This is a genomic window from Methylobacterium iners (assembly GCF_022179305.1).
Classification (GTDB): domain Bacteria; phylum Pseudomonadota; class Alphaproteobacteria; order Rhizobiales; family Beijerinckiaceae; genus Methylobacterium; species Methylobacterium iners.
Genome location: NZ_BPQP01000014.1, coordinates 1 through 21,648 on the forward strand (window position 1 = coordinate 1; position 21,648 = coordinate 21,648).

Annotated in this window: 20 protein-coding genes; 19 read left to right on the top strand and 1 reads right to left on the bottom strand. The window is 69.2% G+C overall.

Annotation, left to right across the window (positions count from 1 at the left end):
• The first annotated feature begins 273 nt into the window (after positions 1–273).
• The 13 genes from MFF55_RS04710 to MFF55_RS04770 all read left to right on the top strand — a co-directional run bounded on the left by MFF55_RS04710 (position 274) and on the right by MFF55_RS04770 (position 15,238).
• Positions 274–1,440 carry an FtsW/RodA/SpoVE family cell cycle protein gene (locus MFF55_RS04710; protein ID WP_238242930.1) on the top strand — a complete coding sequence of 389 codons (1,167 nt, stop codon included), beginning with the start codon at positions 274–276 and terminating at the stop codon, positions 1,438–1,440.
• Positions 1,437–2,546, top strand: a complete 1,110-nt coding sequence (locus MFF55_RS04715; protein ID WP_238242931.1) for a UDP-N-acetylglucosamine--N-acetylmuramyl-(pentapeptide) pyrophosphoryl-undecaprenol N-acetylglucosamine transferase — start codon at positions 1,437–1,439, stop codon at positions 2,544–2,546. Before MFF55_RS04710 ends, MFF55_RS04715 begins: the two co-directional genes overlap by 4 nt.
• Before the next feature lie 50 nt (positions 2,547–2,596).
• Positions 2,597–4,003: a UDP-N-acetylmuramate--L-alanine ligase gene (gene murC, locus MFF55_RS04720; protein ID WP_238242932.1), complete on the top strand. Its 1,407-nt coding sequence runs from the start codon at positions 2,597–2,599 to the stop codon at positions 4,001–4,003.
• A 7-nt stretch (positions 4,004–4,010) separates the two neighbouring features.
• A complete protein-coding gene (locus MFF55_RS04725) occupies positions 4,011–4,562 on the top strand; it encodes an endonuclease domain-containing protein (protein ID WP_238242933.1) in 552 nt (183 codons plus the stop codon).
• A complete protein-coding gene (gene murB / locus MFF55_RS04730) occupies positions 4,559–5,491 on the top strand; it encodes a UDP-N-acetylmuramate dehydrogenase (protein WP_238242934.1) in 933 nt (310 codons plus the stop codon). The genes MFF55_RS04725 and murB overlap by 4 nt, the downstream gene beginning before the upstream one ends.
• Positions 5,492–5,677: 186 nt before the next feature.
• Complete coding sequence (locus MFF55_RS04735) at positions 5,678–6,601, top strand: D-alanine--D-alanine ligase (protein WP_238242935.1); 924 nt, start codon at positions 5,678–5,680, stop codon at positions 6,599–6,601.
• Positions 6,568–7,488 (top strand): cell division protein FtsQ/DivIB, encoded by a 921-nt coding sequence (locus MFF55_RS04740; RefSeq protein WP_238242936.1) that lies wholly within the window; start codon positions 6,568–6,570, stop codon positions 7,486–7,488. Before MFF55_RS04735 ends, MFF55_RS04740 begins: the two co-directional genes overlap by 34 nt.
• A gap of 49 nt (positions 7,489–7,537) precedes the next feature.
• Complete coding sequence (gene ftsA, locus MFF55_RS04745; protein WP_238242937.1) at positions 7,538–8,860, top strand: cell division protein FtsA; 1,323 nt, start codon at positions 7,538–7,540, stop codon at positions 8,858–8,860.
• A gap of 86 nt (positions 8,861–8,946) precedes the next feature.
• A complete protein-coding gene (ftsZ, locus tag MFF55_RS04750; protein WP_238242938.1) occupies positions 8,947–10,665 on the top strand; it encodes a cell division protein FtsZ in 1,719 nt (572 codons plus the stop codon).
• A 313-nt stretch (positions 10,666–10,978) separates the two neighbouring features.
• Entirely contained in the window at positions 10,979–11,926 is a 948-nt protein-coding gene (lpxC, locus tag MFF55_RS04755) for a UDP-3-O-acyl-N-acetylglucosamine deacetylase (protein WP_238242939.1), read from the top strand.
• 219 nt (positions 11,927–12,145) lie between these two features.
• Positions 12,146–13,024 (top strand): outer membrane protein assembly factor BamD, encoded by an 879-nt coding sequence (locus tag MFF55_RS04760; protein ID WP_238242940.1) that lies wholly within the window; start codon positions 12,146–12,148, stop codon positions 13,022–13,024.
• Between the two features lie 220 nt (positions 13,025–13,244).
• Positions 13,245–14,918 carry a DNA repair protein RecN gene (recN, locus tag MFF55_RS04765; protein WP_238242941.1) on the top strand — a complete coding sequence of 558 codons (1,674 nt, stop codon included), beginning with the start codon at positions 13,245–13,247 and terminating at the stop codon, positions 14,916–14,918.
• 110 nt (positions 14,919–15,028) lie between these two features.
• Positions 15,029–15,238 carry a hypothetical protein gene (locus tag MFF55_RS04770; RefSeq protein ID WP_238242942.1) on the top strand — a complete coding sequence of 70 codons (210 nt, stop codon included), beginning with the start codon at positions 15,029–15,031 and terminating at the stop codon, positions 15,236–15,238.
• A gap of 10 nt (positions 15,239–15,248) precedes the next feature.
• Here MFF55_RS04770 and MFF55_RS04775 read toward each other — a convergent pair whose 3' ends face one another.
• Positions 15,249–15,503 (bottom strand): hypothetical protein, encoded by a 255-nt coding sequence (locus MFF55_RS04775; protein ID WP_238242943.1) that lies wholly within the window; start codon positions 15,501–15,503, stop codon positions 15,249–15,251.
• A 285-nt stretch (positions 15,504–15,788) separates the two neighbouring features.
• Between MFF55_RS04775 and pstS the strand changes: the two genes are divergently transcribed.
• The 6 genes from pstS (at position 15,789) to phoB (ending at position 21,359) form a co-directional block, all read left to right on the top strand.
• Positions 15,789–16,829, top strand: coding sequence for a phosphate ABC transporter substrate-binding protein PstS (gene pstS / locus MFF55_RS04780; protein ID WP_238242944.1), 1,041 nt, complete (start codon positions 15,789–15,791; stop codon positions 16,827–16,829).
• Positions 16,830–16,962: 133 nt separating this feature from the next.
• Positions 16,963–17,943, top strand: a complete 981-nt coding sequence (pstC, locus tag MFF55_RS04785; protein ID WP_238242945.1) for a phosphate ABC transporter permease subunit PstC — start codon at positions 16,963–16,965, stop codon at positions 17,941–17,943.
• Positions 17,944–17,962: 19 nt separating this feature from the next.
• Positions 17,963–18,868, top strand: a complete 906-nt coding sequence (gene pstA / locus MFF55_RS04790) for a phosphate ABC transporter permease PstA (RefSeq protein WP_238242946.1) — start codon at positions 17,963–17,965, stop codon at positions 18,866–18,868.
• 44 nt (positions 18,869–18,912) lie between these two features.
• Complete coding sequence (gene pstB / locus MFF55_RS04795; RefSeq protein ID WP_238242947.1) at positions 18,913–19,731, top strand: phosphate ABC transporter ATP-binding protein PstB; 819 nt, start codon at positions 18,913–18,915, stop codon at positions 19,729–19,731.
• Between the two features lie 101 nt (positions 19,732–19,832).
• A complete protein-coding gene (phoU, locus tag MFF55_RS04800; RefSeq protein ID WP_238242948.1) occupies positions 19,833–20,552 on the top strand; it encodes a phosphate signaling complex protein PhoU in 720 nt (239 codons plus the stop codon).
• Positions 20,553–20,657: 105 nt separating this feature from the next.
• The gene (gene phoB, locus MFF55_RS04805) at positions 20,658–21,359 is read left to right on the top strand and encodes a phosphate regulon transcriptional regulator PhoB (RefSeq protein ID WP_238242949.1); all 702 of its coding nucleotides are present in this window, start codon (positions 20,658–20,660) and stop codon (positions 21,357–21,359) included.
• Positions 21,360–21,648: the final 289 nt, after the last annotated feature.

Consider the following 21,648-nt stretch of genomic DNA (forward strand, 5'->3'; position numbering starts at 1 on the left):
CGAGCCTCCGACGCGGGCACCGCCCTGCCGCCCAAAGCCCGCCCGGTCGGTCACCGGACAAGCACCCTCAACTACCGGGCAGCAGGTGACGGATTAGAAACACAGCTTAGGAATAATAGCAAGAGAAATCGTGCGGATCGGGCGCATCGACGTGCGATCGGTTCATCTGCGCCGCCGGCGGGGCGCCGCATGGAAAGAATTGGTTTACCATTCCCGCACAGGATCGCGCCGTGCGGCTCGGGCGTTCTCCGGGCGCACGGAGAGTCACGCCCCATGATGTCCCGCGCGGAACGCACGCCCCTGACGGATTGGTGGTGGACCGTCGATCGCGGCCTGCTCGCGGGCCTTGCCGCCCTGATGGTGGCCGGCCTCGTCTTCCTGATGGGCGGCGGGCCGCCGGTGGCCGAGAAGCTCGGACTGCCGACCTTCCACTTCCTGAACCGGCAGGCGCTCTACCTCGCGCCGACGCTCGTGATCATTGTGGCGGTCTCGTTCCTGTCCCTGCGCCATGTCCGGCGCCTTGCGCTCGGGACCTGGATCGCCGGCGTCGGGCTCTGCATCCTGGCGAGCAAGTTCGGCCCCGAGATCAAGGGCGCCCACCGCTGGATCCAGTTCGGCCCCTTCGGCCTGCAGCCGTCCGAATTCGTGAAGCCCGCCTTCGTCGTGGTCGCGGCCTGGGCCTTCTCGGAGGGCGCGCAGCGGCGCGACATGCCGGGCCGGCTCCTGGCGCTCCTCGTTCTGCCGATCACCATTGTGCCGCTGATCCTGCAGCCTGATTTCGGGCAGACGATGCTGATCACCATGGTCTGGTGCGCGCTGTTCTTCGTGGCGGGGCTGCACTGGTTCTGGGTGGCCGGCCTCGGCCTCGCGGGCCTCGTCGGCGTCGGCGTCGCCTACACCTTCCTGCACCACGTCCGCGAGCGCATTACCCGCTTCCTCGACAAGGATTCCGGCGACAGCTTCCAGGAATTCTGGGCGCGGGAATCCTTCAATGCGGGGAGTTGGCTCGGTGTCGGCCCGGGGGAGGGCACCGCCAAGCGCCACCTGCCCGATGCGCATACGGACTTCATCTTCTCGGTGACCGGCGAGGAATTCGGGGCGGTGGTCTGCCTCGGCCTCGTCTGCCTGTTCGCCTTCATCGTCATGCGCGGCCTCAAGCTCGCGCGGCGCACCGACGACGTCTTCACGCGGCTGGCCATCACCGGGCTGACCACCCTGTTCGGCCTCCAGGCCTGCATCAACATGGCCGTGAACGTGCGCCTGATGCCGGCCAAGGGCATGACCCTGCCCTTCGTCTCCTATGGCGGCTCCTCGCTGATCTCGCTGGCGCTGGGCATGGGCTTCCTGATCGCGCTGACCCGCAAGCGTCCGCGCACCGTGATGCTGAGCCAGAAGCCGCCGGGCACGGCGCCGGCGACCGTCGCGGGAGTGATGCGTTGAGCGTCGCCCAAGCCACGGTCCTGCTCTGCGCGGGCGGCACCGGCGGTCACCTCTTCCCCGCCGAGAGCCTGGCGCATGCGCTCCGCGCGCGCGGCGTGCGCGTGGCCCTCGCGACCGACGCCCGCGTCGATTCCATCGCCACGGAATTTCCCGCCTCGGAGATCGTGACGATCGCCTCCGCGACGCCGTCCGGCCGCTCCCTCGTGAAGCGGGCGAGCGCCCTCCTCACCCTCGGGCGCGGCTTCGGCTCGGCCGCCAAGGAGATCCGGCGCATCAACCCCGCCGCGATCGTCGGTTTCGGCGGCTATCCGACCGTGCCGCCCCTGCTCGCGGGCCAGATCCTGCGCGTGCCCACCATCCTGCACGAGCAGAATGCCGTGATGGGCCGGGCCAACGCCTTCCTGGCCCGTGGCGCCCGGGTCATCGCCACGAGCTTCCGGGACGTCCGCGGCGTGCCGGACAAGGCGACCGCGCCCCGCGTCCATACCGGCAACCCGCTGCGGCCGGCGGTGCTCGCCGCGGCCCAGACACCCTATCCGCCGCTGGGCGAGGCCGACGGCCTGCACGTTCTCGTGTTCGGCGGAAGCCAGGGCGCGGCCGTGATGGGCGAGATCGTGCCCAAGGCGATCGCACAGCTGCCGGCGGACCTGCGCGCCCGCCTGCATCTCGTGCAGCAGGTGCGCGCGGAAAGCCTGACCGAGGTCCAGAACCAGTACCTTGCCCTCGGCCTCGCGAGCGTCGAGGCGGCGCCCTTCTTCCGCGACCTTCCCGGCCGCATGGCCCGCAGCCACCTCGTCGTGGCCCGCTCGGGCGCCTCCACGGTGTCGGAGCTCGCGGCGATCGGCCGGCCCTCGATCCTGGTCCCGCTGCCGGGCGCGCTGGATCAGGATCAGGCGGCGAACGCCGCGACCCTCGCCGCCATCGGCGCGGCGCTCGCCATCCCGCAGAGCGCCTTCACGCCCGACCGGCTCACCGCCGAGCTCGTCGACTATTTCGAGGCGCCGGCAAAATTGACCGCGGCAGCGGCAGCGGCCAAAAGCGCGGGCATTCACGACGCCGCCGAGCGGCTCGCGGGCCTCGTCATCGAGACCGCCGCCCGCACCTGATTTCTCTTCTATGTCGGGCCTCGGCCCGTCCCACGAGACCGGTTCACGCCATGAAGCTGCCCGACAAGCTCGGACCCATTCATTTCATCGGCATCGGCGGCATCGGCATGTCCGGCATCGCCGAGGTGATGCACAATCTCGGCTACACCGTGCAGGGTTCGGACGCCAACGACAACGCCAACGTCCGTCGGCTTGCCGAGAAGGGCATGAGGACCTTCGTCGGCCACGCCGCCGAGAACGTCGAGGCGGCCGCCCTCGTCGTGGTCTCCACCGCCATCCGGCGCGACAACCCCGAGCTCGCCGCCGCCCGCGAGCGCCGCCTGCCGGTGGTGCGCCGCGCCGAGATGCTGGCCGAGCTGATGCGCTTCAAGTCCTGCGTCGCGATCGCGGGCACCCACGGCAAGACCACGACGACGTCCTTGGTCGCGACATTGCTGGACGCGGGAAACCTCGACCCCACGGTCATCAACGGCGGCATCATCAACGCCTACGGCACCAACGCCCGCATGGGCGAGGGCGAGTGGATGGTGGTGGAGGCCGACGAGTCGGACGGCACCTTCCTCAAGCTTCCCGCCGACGTCGCCATCGTCACCAATATCGATCCCGAGCACCTCGACCATTTCGGCTCGTTCGAGGCCGTGAAGGACGCCTTCCGGCGCTTCATCGACAACATCCCGTTCTACGGCTTCGCCGTGATGTGCATCGACCACCCGGTGGTGCAGGACCTCGTCGGGCATATCGAGGACCGCCGCATCATCACGTACGGCGAGAATCCGCAGGCCGACGTGCGCCTCATCGACATCGACCTGAAGGGCGGCCAGAGCCGCTTCCGGGTGATGATCCGCGACCGTCGCCCCGGCTTCCGCATGGAGATGGAGGACCTCGTCCTGCCGATGCCCGGCAAGCACAATGCGCTCAACGCCACCGCGGCGCTCGCCGTCGCGCACGAGCTCGGCGTCGAGCCTGAGGCGATCCGCAAGGCGCTGGCCGGTTTCGGCGGCGTGAAGCGGCGCTTCACCCGCACCGGCGAGTGGAACGGCGCGGCGATCTTCGACGATTACGGGCACCATCCCGTGGAGATCAAGGCCGTGCTGCGCGCCGCCCGCGCCTCGACCGACGGCAACGTCATCGCCGTGGTCCAGCCCCACCGCTACACGCGGCTCGCCTCGCTGTTCGACGATTTCTGCACCTGCTTCAACGACGCCGACACGGTCATCGTCGCCCCCGTCTACGCGGCGGGCGAGGCGCCGATCGAGGGCATCGACCGGGATGGGCTCGTGGCCGGCCTCAAGTCGCGCGGCCACCGCGACGCCATCGCCCTCGAGCGCTCGGAAGACCTCGCCGGCATCATCGCCGGCCGGGCCGGGGAGGGGGATTACGTCGTGTGCCTGGGCGCAGGGAACATCACGCAATGGGCCTACGCGCTGCCGGGGGAACTGGCGACGCTGAAGGCGTGAGTGGTCGATGCGCTTGGGCGATCCGGAACGCACCGGCTTTCGCCGACACCTACGCGCCGATCAGGCCGAGGCCGAGCGTCGCCTCTGGGGCAGGTTGAGAAATCGCCGCCTTGCGGGCTTCAAGTCCGCACGGCAGGAGAGCGTCGGTCCCTACGTTGCAGATTTTCTCTGCCGCTCGGAAAAGCTGATCGTCGAAGCCGACGGAAGCCAGCATGCGGAATCGTCGCGTGACGAGGCCAGGGATGCTTGGCTTGCCGCGAGGGGCTATCGCATCCTTCGATTCTGGAATCCTGAGATCATGAACAACATCGACGGTGTGATCGAGACGATCCTCGCCGCGCTCCCCCCCTCTCCCCGTGGGCGGGGAGAGGACGCCGGCCCCCTCGTCGGGGCCGGCGTGAGCCCGAAGGGCGAGGGTGAGGGGGTGGCTTCGGAGAGAGCGGACTCGGTTTCGCCTCATCCTGCTGCTCCCCCTCACCCCCGCTCCGCTCGCCCCGTCCCCGGCAAGGGGGACGAGGCCCTCTCCCCGCCCGCGGGGAGAGGGAATGCGCACCAATGACCGCTTTCCCCGATATCACACCCGCCATCCGCGCGGCCGCTCCGGGCCTCCGCGGGCGCCTGCTGGCGAATCAGTCCCTGGCCGACCTCACCTGGTTCCGGGTGGGCGGGCCGGCGCAGGTGCTGTTCACGCCGGCCGACGAGGAAGACCTGTCCGTTCTCCTCGCGGCCTTGGACTCCCAAACTCCCGTCACCGTCATCGGCCTCGGCTCGAACCTGATCGTGCGCGACGGCGGCGTGCCGGGCGTGGTGGTGCGGCTCGGCGGCAGGGCCTTCGGCTCGGTCGAGGTGGAGGGAGAGACCCTGCGCGCGGGCACCGCCGTTCCGGACGTGCGGCTCGCCAAGGCCGCGGCCGAGGCCGGGCTCGACGGGCTCGCCTTCTACCGCGGCATCCCGGGCTCGATCGGCGGCGCCCTGCGCATGAATGCCGGCGCCCATGGCGGCGAGACGACGGACGTGCTCGTCGAGGCGCGCGGCGTGGACCGTGAGGGCGGCCTGCGCCGCTTCACCCATGCGGAGATGGGGTTTCGCTATCGGCACTCCTCGGCGCCCGACGACGTGATCTTCACGAGCGCCCTGTTCCGCGGTCGCCCCGGCGATCGCGCGGCGATCGAGGCCGAGATGGATCGCGTCACCGCCGCACGCGAGGCGGCCCAGCCCATCCGCGAGCGCACCGGCGGGTCGACCTTCAAGAACCCGGAGGGCGGCAAGGCCTGGCAGCTCATCGACGCGGCGGGCTGCCGAGGGCTGGTCATGGGCGGGGCCCAGGTCTCCGAGATGCACTGCAACTTCCTGATCAACCGCGAGGGCGCCACGGCCGCCGACATCGAGGGACTGGGCGAGGAGGTCCGGCGGCGGGTTCGCGAGACCTCCGGCGTGGATCTGCATTGGGAGATCAAGCGGATTGGTCTGCCGCTTCCCCGCTCGTGATCATGGTCGCAGAGGCCGGAATGAAGTTTCGCGACATCATCCGCCTGATCGAGGCCCAGGATGATTTCTGGTGGCGACCCACGGAGGTCGTCGCCAGTATAGCCATCCATCAAAGTCCGGCCGCGCGACCCTCATCGACCGGCCCTGATTCTGAATAGTGCCCCTCCCCCTCTCCGGAGACCAACTATGCCCAAGCACGTCGCCGTCCTGATGGGTGGCTGGTCCTCCGAGCGGGAGGTCTCGCTGAGTTCCGGCACCGCCTGCGCCCGCGCGCTGGAGGGACAGGGCTACCGGGTCACGCCCGTCGACGTGCAGCCCGACATCGCGACCGTGCTGAGCGCGCTGCGGCCCGACGTAGCCTTCAACGCGCTGCACGGCCCAGCGGGCGAGGACGGCACGATCCAGGGCCTGCTTGAGATCCTGAAGATTCCCTACACCCACTCGGGCGTGCTCGCCTCCGCGCTCGCGATGCATAAGGAACGTGCCAAAACGATCATGAGGGCGGCCGGCGTCAGCGTGCCGGAGGGCCGCGTCGTTAACCGTCATGAGGCCGCAAAGTCACACCCGCTGGCGCCACCCTACGTGGTGAAACCCATCGCCGAGGGCTCCTCGATGGGCGTCATCATCGTGCGCGAGGGGCGCTCGCACCCGCCCCAGGAACTGGCTCGCCCGGACTGGACCTACGGCGACGAAGTCCTTGTGGAGACTTACATTCCAGGCCGCGAGCTGACCTGCGCGGTGATGGGCGACCGGGCGCTCGGAGTCATCGAGATCAAGCCCGCCACGGGCGAGTGGTACGACTTCGACGCCAAGTATGCCGAGGGGGGGTCGATCCACGTGCTGCCGGCGGAAATTAAACCAAATGTTTACCAGCGTGTCCAAGAGTTGTCGTTAACGGCGCATCAAGCACTGGGCTGCCGGGGCGTCAGCCGTGCCGACCTTCGTTACGACGATACACCGGGTGGAACCGGTGCCCTCGTCGTCCTGGAGGTCAACACGCAACCCGGAATGACCCAGACCAGCCTTGTGCCGGAGATCGCAGCCCACGCGGGCTTCAGTTTCGGTGAGCTCGTCCAATGGATGGTGGAGGACGCAACGTTGGGTCGCTGAGCGCCGCCGGTCAGGCTGGCGACGGCCTCGCCGCACGTTTCCTGCGCCGCCTCGCCCCGGCGCGCCGCTCCCGCTTCGCTCCCTCCGGGCAGCGCTTTCCTCTTCATATCGGAACCCTCGGTCTCTCCGCGGCCTTCGCCGGCATCGCCGTCACGGGCTTCGTCGCCAGCGGCCGCTACGACGCTTTCGTGGCCGCGAACGGCCGGCCGGCCGACATCCTGGCGCGCGTTGCCGGCTTCGGCGTCGAGCGCGTCACCATCTCCGGCATCGCCCGGCTCTACGAGCACGAGGTGCTGCAGGCCGCCGGCATCGACGCCCGCTCGTCCGTGCCCTTCGTCGACGTCGCGGAGGCCCGCGAGCGCCTGTCGCGGGTGCCGCTGATCGCCAGCGTCTCCGTCCGCAAGCTCTACCCGAACGAGATCGTCATCAATCAGGTCGAGCGCGAGCCGGCCGCCCTCTGGCAGCGCAACGGCGACATCTCCGTGATTGCCGCCGACGGCACCGTCATCGACGAGATGCGGGACGACCGCTACGCCGCGCTCCCTCTCGTGGTGGGCGAGGGCGCGAACCTGCGCCTCAAGGATTATCTCGGGCTGATCGAATCGGCAGGCCCGCTCGCCGAGCGCGTCCGCGCCGGCACCTTCGTCTCGGGCCGCCGCTGGACGCTGAAGCTCGACGGCATCGACATCCGCCTGCCGGAAGCCGGCGCGGCGGAAGCGCTGGCCCGGCTCGTCAGGATCCAGCGCGACAGCCGCATCCTCGACAAGGACATCATCGCGGTCGACCTGCGCATGCCCGACCGGGTGGTGGTGCGGCTCACCGAGGAGGCGGCTGCCGCCCGGGCCGAATCCCAGAAGAAGAAGCCGAAGAAGGCGACCGAGACATGATCCGCCTCGCGTCCCGCTCCACCATCCCCGCCTTCGACCGGTAGCCAAGATGCATTCGCAACACGGCCTCACGCCGCGGCTCAAACCCCTCTCCGCCCGTCGGAGCGCCACGCTGTCGGTGCTCGACATCGGCACGAGCAAGGTGGTCTGCCTCATCGCCGAGCTGCAGCCCGCCGAGGCGCTCTCGACGCTGCGCGGCCGCACCCATCTCGCCCGGATCATCGGGATCGGCCACCAGCGCTCGCAGGGGCTCAAGGGCGGCGCCATCGTCGACCTGGAGGCCGCCGAGGGCGCGATCCGTCAGGCGGTCCACGCGGCCGAGCGGATGGCCAAGTGCGAGGTGCAGTCGGTCATCGTCAACACCTCGGGCGGGCGGCTCGCCTCGCAGCACTTCGAGGCCCGCGTCGCGGTGCGCTCCGGCTCGGTGATGGGCTCCGACGTCGAGCGGGTGCTCGAGACGGCGAGCGCCCACGGCGTCAGCCCCGGCCGGGCCGTCCTCCACGCGCTGCCGACCGGCTACTCGCTGGACGGGCAGGGCGCCGTGATCGACCCCTCGGGCATGATCGGCGACGCGCTCGGCGTCGACCTCCACGTCGTCACCACCGAAGCCGCGTCGGCCCGCAACCTCATGCTCGCCGTCGAGCATTGCCATCTCGGCGTCGAGGCGGTGATCGCCACGCCCTACGCGGCGGGCCTCTCCGCCCTGGTCGACGACGAGGCCGAGATGGGCGTCGCCGTCGTCGACATGGGCGGCGGCACCACCACGGTCGGCGTCTTCCAGGGCGGGCACCTCGTCCATGTCGACGCGATCGCGGTCGGCGGCCACCACGTCACCATGGACATCGCCCGCGGGCTCTCGACCCGGGTCGCGGCGGCCGAGCGGCTCAAGACCCTCTACGGCTCGGCGATCTCCACGGCGTCGGACGAGCGCGACATGATCGCGGTCCACGGGGTCGGCGAGGACGAAGGCGACGCGCCCACCCACGTGCCGCGCTCCCAGCTCGTCCGCATCATCACGCCTCGCGTCGAGGAGGTGATCGAGCTGGTGCGCGATCGCCTGCGCAACGCGGGCTTCGCCGCCCAGGCCGGGCGCCGTGTCGTGCTGACGGGCGGCGCGAGCCAGCTCGTCGGCCTGCCCGAGGTCACCCGCCGCATCATGCAGGGGCAGGTCCGGATCGGCCGGCCCCTCGGCATCCGCGGCCTGCCCGAGGCGGCCAAGGGCCCGGCCTTCTCGGCCGCGGTCGGCCTCCTCGTCTACCCGCAGGTGGCGCATGCGGAACATTTCGAACCGCGGGGGCAAGGCGCCTTCGCGGCCACCGGAACGGACGGTTACCTCTCGCGCGTCGGACGCTGGCTCCGCGAGAGTTTCTGACCAACACGGGCCCAGGCCCGGACCATAAGCGGCGCTTCCTCGAGAGGCGCCAAATGCAAACCGTGAAAGGCACGAGGCTCGACATCATGGCCATCTCCCTGCAGGCGCCGGACATCCGCGAACTGAAGCCCCGCATCACCGTGTTCGGTGTCGGCGGAGCCGGCGGTAACGCCGTCAACAACATGATCGAATCGGGCCTGCTCGGCTGCGAATTCGTGGTCGCCAACACGGACGCGCAGGCGCTGACTTCGTCCAAGGCCGAGCGCGTGATCCAGATGGGTCTCGGCGTGACGCAGGGGCTGGGCGCCGGCTCGCACCCCGAGGTCGGCTCGGCCGCCGCGGAAGAGGTGATCGACGAGATCCGCGATCAGCTCTCGGGCGCCCACATGTGCTTCATCACCGCCGGCATGGGCGGCGGCACCGGCACCGGCGCCGCGCCGGTCATCGCGCGGGCCGCCCGCGACATGGGCATCCTCACCGTCGGCGTCGTCACGAAGCCGTTCCAGTTCGAGGGCGTGCGCCGCATGCGCACCGCCGAGGCCGGCATCACCGAGCTGCAGGCCGCCGTCGACACGCTCATCGTGATCCCGAACCAGAACCTGTTCCGGGTCGCCACCGAGAAGACCACCTTCGCCGACGCCTTCGCGATGGCCGACCAGGTGCTCTACTCGGGCGTCGCCTGCATCACCGACCTCATGGTCAAGGAAGGCCTGATCAACCTCGACTTCGCCGACGTCCGCGCGATCATGCGCGGCATGGGCAAGGCGATGATGGGCACCGGCGAGGCTTCCGGCGAGAAGCGCGCCAACCGCGCGGCCGAGGCGGCCATCGCCAACCCGCTCCTCGACGACGTCTCGATGAAGGGCGCGCGCGGCCTGCTGATCTCGATCACCGGCGGCAACGACCTCACCCTCTACGAGCTCGACGAGGCCGCCACCCGCATCCGCGAGGAGGTGGATTCGGACGCCAACATCATCCTCGGCGCCACCTTCGACGAGAGCCTCGACGGCATCATCCGCGTCTCGGTCGTCGCCACCGGCATCGAGCCGGCGCTGATCACCGCCAGCGCCCAGGGCAACCCGGAGATCGCGCAGACCGAGCAGCGCATCGCCGAGGTGGCCGAGCGCCTGCGCGCCGAGGCCCGGGCCCGGGTGGCGCAAGCCCCCGTTCCGACCCTGCGCACCACGACCCAGGAGCAGCCCGCCGCCCCGCAGCCCGCGCCCGTCCAGGCGGCCCAGGCCACCGAGGCCGCACCCGAGCCGGTCCGGGCCGAGATCCCCGCCGCGCCGGTCGTGCGCGACGAGGTCGTCCTCACCCAGACCCAGCCGCGGGCCGCCACCTACGAGCCGATGCCGCTGCCGGCTCCGGCGCCGGAGCCTGTCCAGGCCCCCGTCGCCGGTCCCTACGTGCCGCCGCGTCCGGCCGTGCCGGTCGCCCGGGCGCCGCGCATGCCGCAGATCCAGGATCTGCCCATGCCGGCCCAGGCGCAGCTGCGCGTCCATCGCGGCGAGGAGCCGGCGGAGCCCGCCGGTGACTCGAAGCGGATGAACCTGCTGCGCCGCCTCGCCTCCGTCGGCTTCGGCGGACGCCGCGAGGAGCCGGAGGCCGCTGCTCCGGTCCGCCCGGTCGCGCCCCAGCCGCCGGTCTACGCCGAGGTTCCCAAGCGACCCGCCGTCGCCCAGGCGCCGCAATATCGTCCGGCCCAGGGCAACCTCGACCCGCAGGGTCGGGCCGCGCCCCAGCCCCGGATGATGGACGACGACCAGCTCGAGATCCCGGCCTTCCTGCGTCGGCAGGCGAACTGAGCGCCGTTCCGGTCGACAATTGCTGCTTTTCTGCAACAGACCCGGGACCGAAAGGTCCCGGGTTTAACGCATTGTTAACACATTCCGGGAATTGAGCTTTTCAGAACGCGCGACAAAAGCGTGTCTGTAACAGACGGTAAGAAAGCGTGATTTGGCGGCCTTTCGGGGCGCGGCTATAGAAAAATTGGAACGAAAAAGGCGCGGCGGTTTCGCCGTCAGCGCTCGCAGGGGCTTCAAGCAGCGGACGGATCAGAAAGGTGGCGTGCCCCGCAAGGCGGAGGCGCGTGACCGGATCACGGCCGAGGGCTAGGGAATGCGGACGAACCAACAAACAACACTCAAGGCGCCGGCCACGCTCCACGGCATCGGCGTCCATTCCGGGAACCCGGTAGCGGTCACGCTCAAACCCGCTCCGGCCAACCACGGCATCGCCTTTCTCCGGACCAGCGTCCCCACCGGCAACGACCGGCTCATCAAAGCTCACCATGCCTGCGTCTCCGCCACGGAACTCTGCACCGTCATCGGTGACATCGAGACCGGCGCCGTCGCCACCATCGAACACCTGATGTCCGCCCTCTACGGTTTGGGCGTCGACAACGTCCTCGTCGAGATCGACGGGCCCGAGATGCCCATCCTCGACGGCAGCGCGCGTCCCTTCGTCGAAGCCATCGACGCCGTCGGAACCGTGACCTGCTCCGCCCTGCGCCGCTGGATCAAGGTGCTTCGCCCCGTCCGCGTCGAGCACGACCGCGCCTTCGCCGAGCTCCGCCCCATCGACCGCGGCTTCCGCCTCGACGTCGAGATCGATTTCGAGAGCCCCGTGATCGGCCGCAGCCGCAAGGCGATGGACCTGACCCCGGCCTCCTATCGCCGCGAGATCGCCCCGGCCCGGACCTTCGGCATGATGCGCGACGTCGAGCGCTACTGGAAGGCGGGCTTCGCGCTGGGCGCCTCCCTCGAGAACACCGTCGCGGTCGGTGAGAACGCGGTCGTCAACCCCGAGGGCCTGCGCTACGCCGACGAGTTCGTCCGCCACAAGTTCCTGGATGCGGTCGGCGACCTCGCGCTCGCCGGCCTCCCGCTCCAGGGCGCCTACCGCTCCTATTGCGGCGGCCACCGGCTGAACGTCGGCGTGCTCACCCAGCTCTTCGCCGACCGGGCGAACTACGCCATCGTCGAGGCGCAGGGCACGCGCCGCGAGACCGTGCTCGCCGAGTTCGGCGCCGGCCTCGGCATCGCCGCCTTCGCCGTCGATCTGTAGCGGCAGCGCCACACCGGGCGGCCGTTCTCCCGATTGGAAAACCTGCCGCTTTCGCGCCCAAATCGGGCGTCAGAGGTGAATCGTCTGTGAAAAGCGGCGAGGTCGCGGGTGCGGTTCACCCGGATCATGGCATGGTGCCGTCAGCCACTCGACCGACGCTTGTGATGGCTTGACGATGCGAAGCCGAATTCGGCCGCGTCCGTTGGGGGATGTCTGACAATGCCTATGGCTGATCTCAATCGCTCCGCGATCGCCGCCTTGGTGGTGGCCTTCTGCGGCCTCGGCCTCGGCGGCTGCGATGCCCTCGATTCGATCAACCCCTTCGCCGAGAAGTACAAGCCTGAGGTCGTCCCGGATGTCCCGGCCGACAAGCTCTACAGCGAGGGCTTGGCGCGCATGGAGGACCAGGACTTCGAGGCCGCGGCCAAGAAGTTCGGCGACCTCGACAAGCAGTATTCGTACTCGGATTGGTCGCGCAAGGCGCTGCTGATGACGGCCTACGCCAATTACGAGGGCGCGAAGTACGACGACGCCATCTCGGCCTCGCAGCGCTACATCAAGCGTCATCCGGCGAGCAAGGATGCGGCCTACGCCCAATACCTGATGGCGATGTCGCACTACAAGCAGATCCCCGACGTCACCCGCGACCAGGACCGCGCCGAGAAGGCGCTGGTCGGGTTGCAGGAGCTCGTCCAGAAGTACCCGACCTCGGAATACGCTGCCGATGCCAAGGCCAAGATCCAGATCACCCGCGACCAGCTCGCGGGCAAGGAGATGGAAGTCGGCCGCTTCTACCTCGAGCGCCGCAACTTCCCGGCCGCGATCAACCGCTTCCGCGATGTCGTGAGCAAGTACCAGACGACCCGCCACGCCGAGGAGGCGCTGGAGCGCCTGGTCGAGGCCTACATGGCGCTCGGCATCACCGCGGAAGCCCAGACCGCGGCGGCCGTGCTCGGTCACAACTTCCCGGACAGCCCCTGGTACAAGGACGCCTACAAGCTCCTGCAATCGGGCGGCCTGGAGCCGCGCGAGGAGCGCAGCTCCTGGCTGAGCAAGGTCTATCGCTCAGTGATCGGCCGGACGGCGGAGGCGCAGTAGCGTCCTGCGGCGAGTCGGCCGCGCTCCGCCGGCGCCCGCCGAGAATTTTTGGGGTGAAGCGGGCGCCGCTTCGCCCTAAAGCATCGGACCGAACGGTGGTCACCGGCTTTCGGACACATCCGATGCGAGAACGGGAAGCTGCAGCATCCTCCCGGATGCGATATCCGGGACGATGCTGTAGGAGGCGGCCTGACGTTTTCGGGAAGGCCAGTCACGCGGCATGCTGATCCAGCTTGCGATCCGCGACATCGTTCTGATCGACAAACTCGAACTCAACTTCCGTGAGGGCCTCAGCGTCCTCACGGGCGAGACGGGCGCGGGCAAGTCGATCCTGCTCGACGCGTTCACGCTGGCCCTCGGCGGCCGCGGCGACGGCGGCCTCGTGCGCCACGGCGAGACGCAGGGCGGCGTCACGGCGGTCTTCGACGTGCCCCTCGACCACCCTGCAAGGCGCCTCGCGGCGGAGGCCGACCTCGACACGGAGGGCGACCTCATCCTGCGTCGCGTCCAGATGGCGGACGGGCGGACCCGCGCCTTCGTCAACGATCAGGCCGTCGGCGTGCAGGTGCTTCGGGCGATTGGTGCAGCCCTCGTCGAGATCCACGGTCAGCATGATGACCGGGCCTTGGCCGATGCCGGCACCCACCGCGCGATCCTCGACGCGTTCGGCGGCCTCCAGGCTCCGCTCGCCCGCGTCGCGGAGGCGGCCAAGCGCGTCCGCTCGGCCCGCTCCGCCCTCGAGACGCACCGCGCCCGGGTGGAGGCTGCCCGCAAGGAGGCCGACTTCCTGCGCCATGCCGTGGACGAGCTGGAGACCCTCGATCCTCAAGCGGGCGAGGAGGCGAGCCTCGCCGAGCGCCGGACCGTGATGCAGCAGGGCGAGAAGCTCGCCCGCGAGCTGAACGAGGCCCTCGAGGCGGCGGGCGGGCCGGGCTCGCCGGTGCCGCATCTCTCCTCGGCCCTGCGCAAGCTGGAACGGCGCGCCGCGCTGCTCCCCGCCCTCGTCGACCCTTGCGTCTCGGCGTTGGATGCCGCGCTCGTCGCCCTCGACGAGGCGCGCAGCATCCTCGACGCGGCCCTGCGCGAAACGGAGTTCGATCCACGCGAGTTGGAGCGGGTGGAGGAGCGCTTGTTCGCCCTGCGTGCGGCCTCCCGCAAGTACCATGTGCCCGCCGACGATCTCGCCGCCCTGCGCGAGCGCTACCTCGCCGACGTCGCGGCCATCGATGCCGGAGAGGAGGCGCTGGGCGTGCTCGCAGCCGAGCTCGGCCAGGCCGAGGCTGCTTACGGTGCGGCGGCGGCCAAGCTCAGCGAAGGCCGCCGCCGCGCGGCCAAGGCCCTCGACGCGGCGGTCAAGGCCGAATTGCCGCCGCTCAAGCTCGAACGCGCCCGCTTCATCACGGAGATCACGACGGATTCGGACTCCCGCGACGCGGCCGGCATCGACCACGTGGCGTTCTGGGCGCAGACCAATCCGGGTACGCGTCCGGGGCCCATGATGAAGGTCGCCTCCGGCGGTGAGCTTTCGCGGTTCATGCTGGCGCTGAAGGTGGTGCTCGCGGACAAGGGCTCGGCGCCCACCCTGATCTTCGACGAGATCGATACCGGCGTCGGCGGCGCCGTCGCGGACGCCATCGGCGCCCGTCTCGCCCGTCTCGCCGCACGCGTGCAGGTGGTCGCCGTGACCCACGCGCCGCAGGTCGCGGCCCAGGCCAGCACGCATTTCCTGATCGCCAAGGACGCCGTGAAGGGCGCCGGCCGCGTCGCCACGCGGGTCGCCTCTCTCGATTCGCCGGCGCGGCGCGAGGAGATCGCGCGGATGCTCGCCGGCGCGACGGTCACGGACGAGGCCCGCGCCGCCGCTGCCCGCCTCCTACAGGCTGCGCAGGCCTGAGGGGCCGCATTAAGTCTTTGTTAACCATAGCTGGTCATCGTCGAAGGGTGGCGGATAGCTCCCCGATTCGGGGACTTAACTTCCGGATGAGGCGAGCGCGGACGGGCACGATGGACCAGTTGATCGGGACTGCCGACGACAGAGCCTACGCCGTCGAACACCCGCTTCCCGCGCTGACCGACGAGGCGCGCCAGCAGCTCGGCGTCGGTCTTCGCTCGCTCTACGCCCAGCTCTGCGAGGCCCAGCCGATCACCGACGTGCAAGTCGATTTGCTGCTCCGGCTGCGCCACAAGGAGCGCGACCGCCGCCGCGTGGCCTGAGAAGGCCCGCCTACCAGCGCCGCGCGCCCGGCTTGCGCCGGTACTCCGCGGCGCGAATCTGCGTCATCACCCGGTCCAAGCTCTCGAGCAGGTTGCGCTCCTCCGTACCGGCGTCCTCGACGGCGGCGGGATTGCTGCAGAAGCGCTGCCGGTGCTTGGCCATCGACAGGCGTCGCTCGAGAGTTTCGCGCTCTTCGTGAAGCGCGAGAAAAGCCGCGTCCGCGCCACGATCCACCTGCTCCGTCGCGGTCGATCCGTCCGTCACGATCCTGTCCCTTCAGGCTTGCCGGCGAGAATCCTCGCCGCGTGCCGCAACGGCAGATAACGCGCGGGGCGGCGAACCGTGCCATTTTCGGGGGATGACCAATCGCGAGCGCGGCGGCTGACCCCATCCAAGGGGAGCATGTCATCGATCTGTCATGGGAGCGTCATAGAGCCGGCGTCGTCCGGCAGCTAACGCTGTGCCAGCCGCTCACGGCGGATTGCGGGCAGACGGAAGCCGGACGCGAACCGCTCAAGGCTCCGCCCCCGACAGACACGGAGACGATCAGTGAAACCCTTCGCCTATGCGCTTGCCATCGGGCTCGCGACCGCTCAGCTCGCGACCCCGTCGCTCGCCGCCGACATCACCGGCGCCGGCGCGACCTTCCCCTTCCCGGTCTACTCGAAGTGGGCCGAAGCGTACCGCAAGGACACCGGCACGGGCCTGAACTATCAGTCCATCGGCTCGGGCGGCGGCATCAAGCAGATCCAGGCCAAGACCGTCGATTTCGGCGCGACCGACGCGCCGCTCAAGGCCGAGGCCCTGACCAAGGACGGCCTCGTTCAGTTCCCCACCGTGATGGGCGCTGTCGTCACCGTCGTGAACATCGCCGGCGTCGAGCCGGGCAAGCTGAAGCTCACGGGCGAACTCATCGGCGAGATCTACTCGGGCAAGATCACCAAGTGGAGCGACGCCAAGATCGCCAAGATCAACGAGGGCGTGAAGCTTCCCGACGCGAACATCACCCCGGTCTACCGTTCGGACGCGTCCGGCACGACGAACATCTTCACGACCTATCTCAGCCAGGCCTCCGAGGCCTGGAAGAAGGAGTTCGGTGCGGCGACCACGATCTCCTGGCCGGCCGGACAGGGCGGCAAGGGCAACGAGGGCGTCACCGCCACCGTCAAGCAGGTCCCGAACTCGATCGGCTACGTCGAGTCGGCCTACGCCAAGCAGAACAAGCTCAGCCACACGCTGATCCAGAACAAGGCCGGCAAGTTCCCGATCCCCGACGAGAAGTCCTTCCAGGCCGCCGCCGCGAGCGCCGACTGGAAGTCGGCTCCCGGCTTCGGCATCTCGCTCACGAACCAGGCGGGCGAAGACGCCTGGCCGATCACGGCGGCGACCTTCGTGCTCGTCTACAAGGACCCGGTCGACCCGGCCAAGACCGCCGAAGTGCTCAAGTTCTTCAGCTGGGCCTACAAGAACGGCGACAAGCTCGCCGCCGACCTCGACTACGTCCCGCTCCCCGACAACGTCGTTGGCATGGTCAACGACGCCTGGAAGGAGATCAAGGGCAAGGACGGCAAGCCGGTCCTCAACATGTAACCAGCCGCCACGCCGATTGACGACAGTGGAGGGCCCGGCAGCCATCGCCGGGTCCTCCAGAGAGCATCGCACCGTCCCCTCGCGTCGGCATGGGGCGCGCGCTAGACACCTCAATCTCGAGAGATGATTTCGGATGGCCGCGTTGACCGAACAGATCGCCTTGACTGGCGCCGCCAGCGGCAGCCCCGCTCGAAAGACGCCGGGCGGCATCGGTGACCAGCTCTTTCGCCTCGCGGCCTATGCCTCGGCGATCCTCGTCCTCCTCTTCCTCGCCGGCATCCTCGCCTCCATCGCCTACGGCGGCTGGCCGGCCTTCCGCGAATTCGGCTTCGGCTTCCTGACCTCCAGCGCCTGGAACATCGGCCAGGAGCAGTACGGCGCCTTCGTCGCGATCATGGGCACCCTGGCCTCCGCGGCGCTGGCCCTGGTGATCGGCGTGCCGATCTCGCTGGGGATCGCCGTCTACCTGACGCAGCTCTGCCCGGGCTGGGCCCGCAAGCCCGTCGCGATGACGATCGAGCTGCTCGCCTCGGTGCCCAGCATCATCTACGGCATGTGGGGGCTGTTCATCTTCGCGCCCCTCTTCGCGCGCTTCGTGCAGGTTCCGGTCTCGAACGTGGTCGAGGGCCTGCCCATCGTGGGCACGCTCCTCTATGCCCGCGTGCCCTCGGGCGTCGGCGTGCTCACCGCCGGCATCATCCTCGCCATCATGATCGTGCCCTTCGTCGCCTCGATCACCCGCGACATGCTCGACCAGATCCCGACCGTCCTGCGCGAGAGCGCCTACGGCATCGGCTGCACGACCTGGGAGGTGGTGCGCCACGTCCTCGTGCCGCAGGCCTCCGTCTCGATCATCGGCGCGATCATGCTCGGCCTCGGCCGCGCGCTCGGCGAGACCATGGCGGTCACCTTCGTGATCGGCAACGCCAACCGGCTCTCGGCCTCGATCTTCGATCCCGGCTCGACCATCGCCTCGCGCATCGCCAACGAGTTCAACGAGGCCGACGGCATGCAGCTTCACGCGCTGATGGCGCTGGGCTGCATCCTGTTCATCGTCACCTTCATCGTCCTGATCATCGCACGCCTGCTCGTCCGGCGCGTGAAGGTCGCCTGAGCCCCGGGAGGCCTGAATCATGGACGCTCGCAACCCCATGCCCGCCACCATCGAGCGGGAGGCCGCGCCGGTCACCGGCAGCCGCGTGCGGCCTGGCCGCCGCGTCGCCGACCGCGTCCTCGTGGTGTCGAGCACGCTGGCGACCGCGCTCGGCATCGTGGTGCTCGGCTCGATCCTGCTCATGTTGATCGTCGAGGGCGTGAAGGGCTTCTCGCCGGCCCTCTTCACCGAACCGACGCCGGGGCCCGGCTCCGAGGGCGGCGGCATCGCCAACGCCATCCTCGGCAGCCTCATCCTCACCTCCATCGGCATCGTGATCGCGACGCCCATCGGCGTGATGGCGGGCACCTACCTCGCCGAGTACGGGCGCAACTCGAAGCTCGCCGACCTCATCCGCTTCCTCAACGACATCCTGCTCTCGGCCCCCTCCATCCTGATCGGCCTCTTCGTCTACACCCTGATGGTGCGGACCATGGGAAGCTATTCGGGCTGGGCCGGCGGCGTGGCGCTCGCCATCATCGCGACGCCCGTCATCGTGCGCACCACCGAGGACATGCTGCGCCTCGTACCCGGACCGCTCCGCGAGGCCGGCGCGGCGCTCGGCGCGCCGCCTTCCGTCGTGATCAAGAGCATCACCTGGCGCGCGGCAAGCGCCGGCATCGTCACCGGCATCATCCTGGCGCTCGCCCGGATCGCCGGCGAGACCGCGCCGCTGCTGTTCACGGCGCTGAACAACAATTCCTGGTTCAGCCCCAACCTGATGGGCGGCATCCCGAACCTGCCCGTGATGATCTACCAGTTCGCGCTCTCGCCCTATCCGAACTGGCAGCAGCTCGCCTGGGCCGGCGCCCTCCTCATCACCATCACGATCCTCGCCCTGTCGATCGTGGCCCGCTTCGTCATCAAGAGCGAGAGGGCGCGCTAGAGCCGCGCGCCCCGCCCTTCCCGCATCGCAAGGACGAGAGACCGATGAACGCCGCCACCGAGATCACCCAGGCCCAGCTCACCGGACGCCACCAGGCGGACGAGACCGCGCCGGTGCGCATCGCCGTGAAGGACCTCAACTTCTACTACGGCAACTTCCACGGCCTGAAATCGGTCAACCTCAACTTCCACGATCGCCAGGTGACGGCGCTGATCGGCCCCTCGGGCTGCGGGAAGTCGACCCTGCTGCGCACCTTCAACCGGATCTACAGCCTCTATCCCGAGCAGCGGGCCGAGGGCGAGATCATGCTCGACGGCCGCAACATCCTCGATCCCAGGATCGACCTGAACGAGCTGCGCTCGAAGATCGGCATGGTCTTCCAGAAGCCCACGCCCTTCCCGATGTCGATCTACGACAACGTCGCCTTCGGGCTTCGCCTCTACGAGCGCCTCTCCAAGGCCGACCTCGACGTCCGCGTCGAGGAATCCCTGCGCAAGGCGGCGCTCTGGGACGAGGCCAAGGACAAGCTGAAGCAATCGGGCATGGGTCTGTCCGGCGGCCAGCAGCAGCGCCTCTGCATCGCCCGAACCGTGGCGCAGCGCCCGGAGGTCATCCTGTTCGACGAGCCGACCTCGGCGCTGGACCCGATCTCGACGGGGCGCATCGAGGAGCTGATCGAGCAGCTGCGCTCCGAGTTCACGATCGTCATCGTGACCCACAACATGCAGCAGGCCGCCCGCATCTCGCAGTTCACGGCCTTCATGTATCTCGGCGAGCTCGTGGAGTTCGGGCCCACCACCCGCATCTTCATGAACCCCGAGAAGCGCCAGACCCAGGACTACATCACCGGCCGCTTCGGCTGACCCGAGCGCACAGGCGGCGCCCTGGAAGACGCGCCGCCGAAGCCCTTTGACCCATCCGATGCGTGGCGCGCCCGCGGCGGCCCCGATCGAGGAGTGCGATCATGTCCGAGCACATCGTCAGTTCCTACGACGCGGAGCTGGAGAACCTGCGCCGCTCGATCTCGGAGATGGGCGGCATCGCCGAGAAGATGATGACGGATGCGAGCCACGCGCTCGTGCGGCGCGACTCCAACCTCGCCCAGGCGGTGATCGCCGCCGACAAGCGCCTCGACGCCCTGCAGCGTGACATCGAGGAGCGCGCGATCCTGCTCATCGCCAAGCGCCAGCCGCTCGCCATCGACCTGCGCGAGACCGTCTCGGCGATCCGGGTCTCGAACGATCTCGAGCGGATCGGCGACCTCGCCAAGAACGTCGCCAAGCGCGTCGTCGCCATCGCGGGCGAGATCCAGCCGCAGAAGGTGGTGATCGGCGTCCAGCACATGAGCGACCTGGTGCAGGAGCAGCTCAAGGACGTGCTCGACGCCTTCGCGAGCCGGGACGTCAAGGCGGCCCACGACGTGTGGGAGCGCGACAGCGCCATCGACGCCCTCTACAACTCCCTGTTCCGCGAGCTCCTGACCTACATGATGGAGGACCCGCGCAACATCTCGTTCTGCACGCACCTCCTGTTCTGCGCCAAGAACATCGAGCGGATCGGCGACCACACCACGAATGTCGCCGAGACCATCCACTACCTCGTGACTGGCCAGAACCTGCTCGAGGAGCGTCCGAAGGACGATGCCTCCAACTACGCGACCGTGGGACTGCCCGCGAGCGCCTGACGTCGAGGCGCTGCCGCTACGACGGCGCCGCCTCTCCCTCGTTGTGTGGTCGCATTCTCTTCACGTTAGCCGGGACCACCTAACTCGAAAACACCTTCAGACCGTATGAGCGCGCGTATCCTGATCGTCGAGGATGAGGAGGCCCTCACTCTCCTCCTCCGCTACAACCTCGAGGCCGAGGGTTTCGCCGTCGATTGCGCGGTGCGTGGCGACGAGGCCGATCTGAAGCTGCAGGAGCAGCTTCCCGACCTGATCCTGCTGGATTGGATGCTGCCGGGCCTTTCGGGCATCGAGCTGTGCCGCCGCATCCGGGCGCGGCGCGAGAGCGAGCGGCTGCCCATCATCATGCTGACGGCGCGGGGCGAGGAGGGGGACCGCATCCGCGGCCTGGGCACCGGCGCCGACGACTACATCGTCAAGCCGTTCTCGGTGCCCGAGCTCCTGGCCCGGGTCCGCGCGCTCCTGCGACGCGCCAAGCCCGCCCACGTCGCGAACCAGCTCGTGGCGGGCGATATCGAGCTCGACCGGGTCAGCCACCGCATCCGCCGACAGGGCCGCGAGATCCATCTCGGACCGACCGAGTTCAAGCTCCTCGAGTTCCTGATGCAGAGCCCCGGCCGGGTCTTCTCCCGCGAGCAGCTCCTCGACGGCGTCTGGGGCCACGACGTCTACATCGACGAGCGCACCGTCGACGTGCATGTCGGCCGCCTGCGCAAGGCGATCAACCGCCCCCGCCAGAGCGACCCGATCCGCACGGTCCGGGGGTCGGGCTACTCGTTCGACGAGATGTTCACGACGGAGGAGTAGGAGGTGCGGTTTCGCGAGTGGGGCGAGGCTCCGCGGCCGCGAGTTCACCGATTTCCTGTGTGGAACCGGACAACCCACCCTTGTCATTCCAGGGCCGCGTAGCGGAGCCCGGAACCCAGAACCGCTGACGCGGCAAGCTGGAGCACTTTCAGCGGCTCTGGGTTCCGGGCTCGCCGGAGCCTTTCCTCGGACTGGCCGAAGGCCAGATCCGGGGGCGACCCGGAATGACAAAGGGGGTGGGTCGTCAGCGCCGAGACGCCAGCGCGGTCAGCCTCAACCCAAGTTCCAT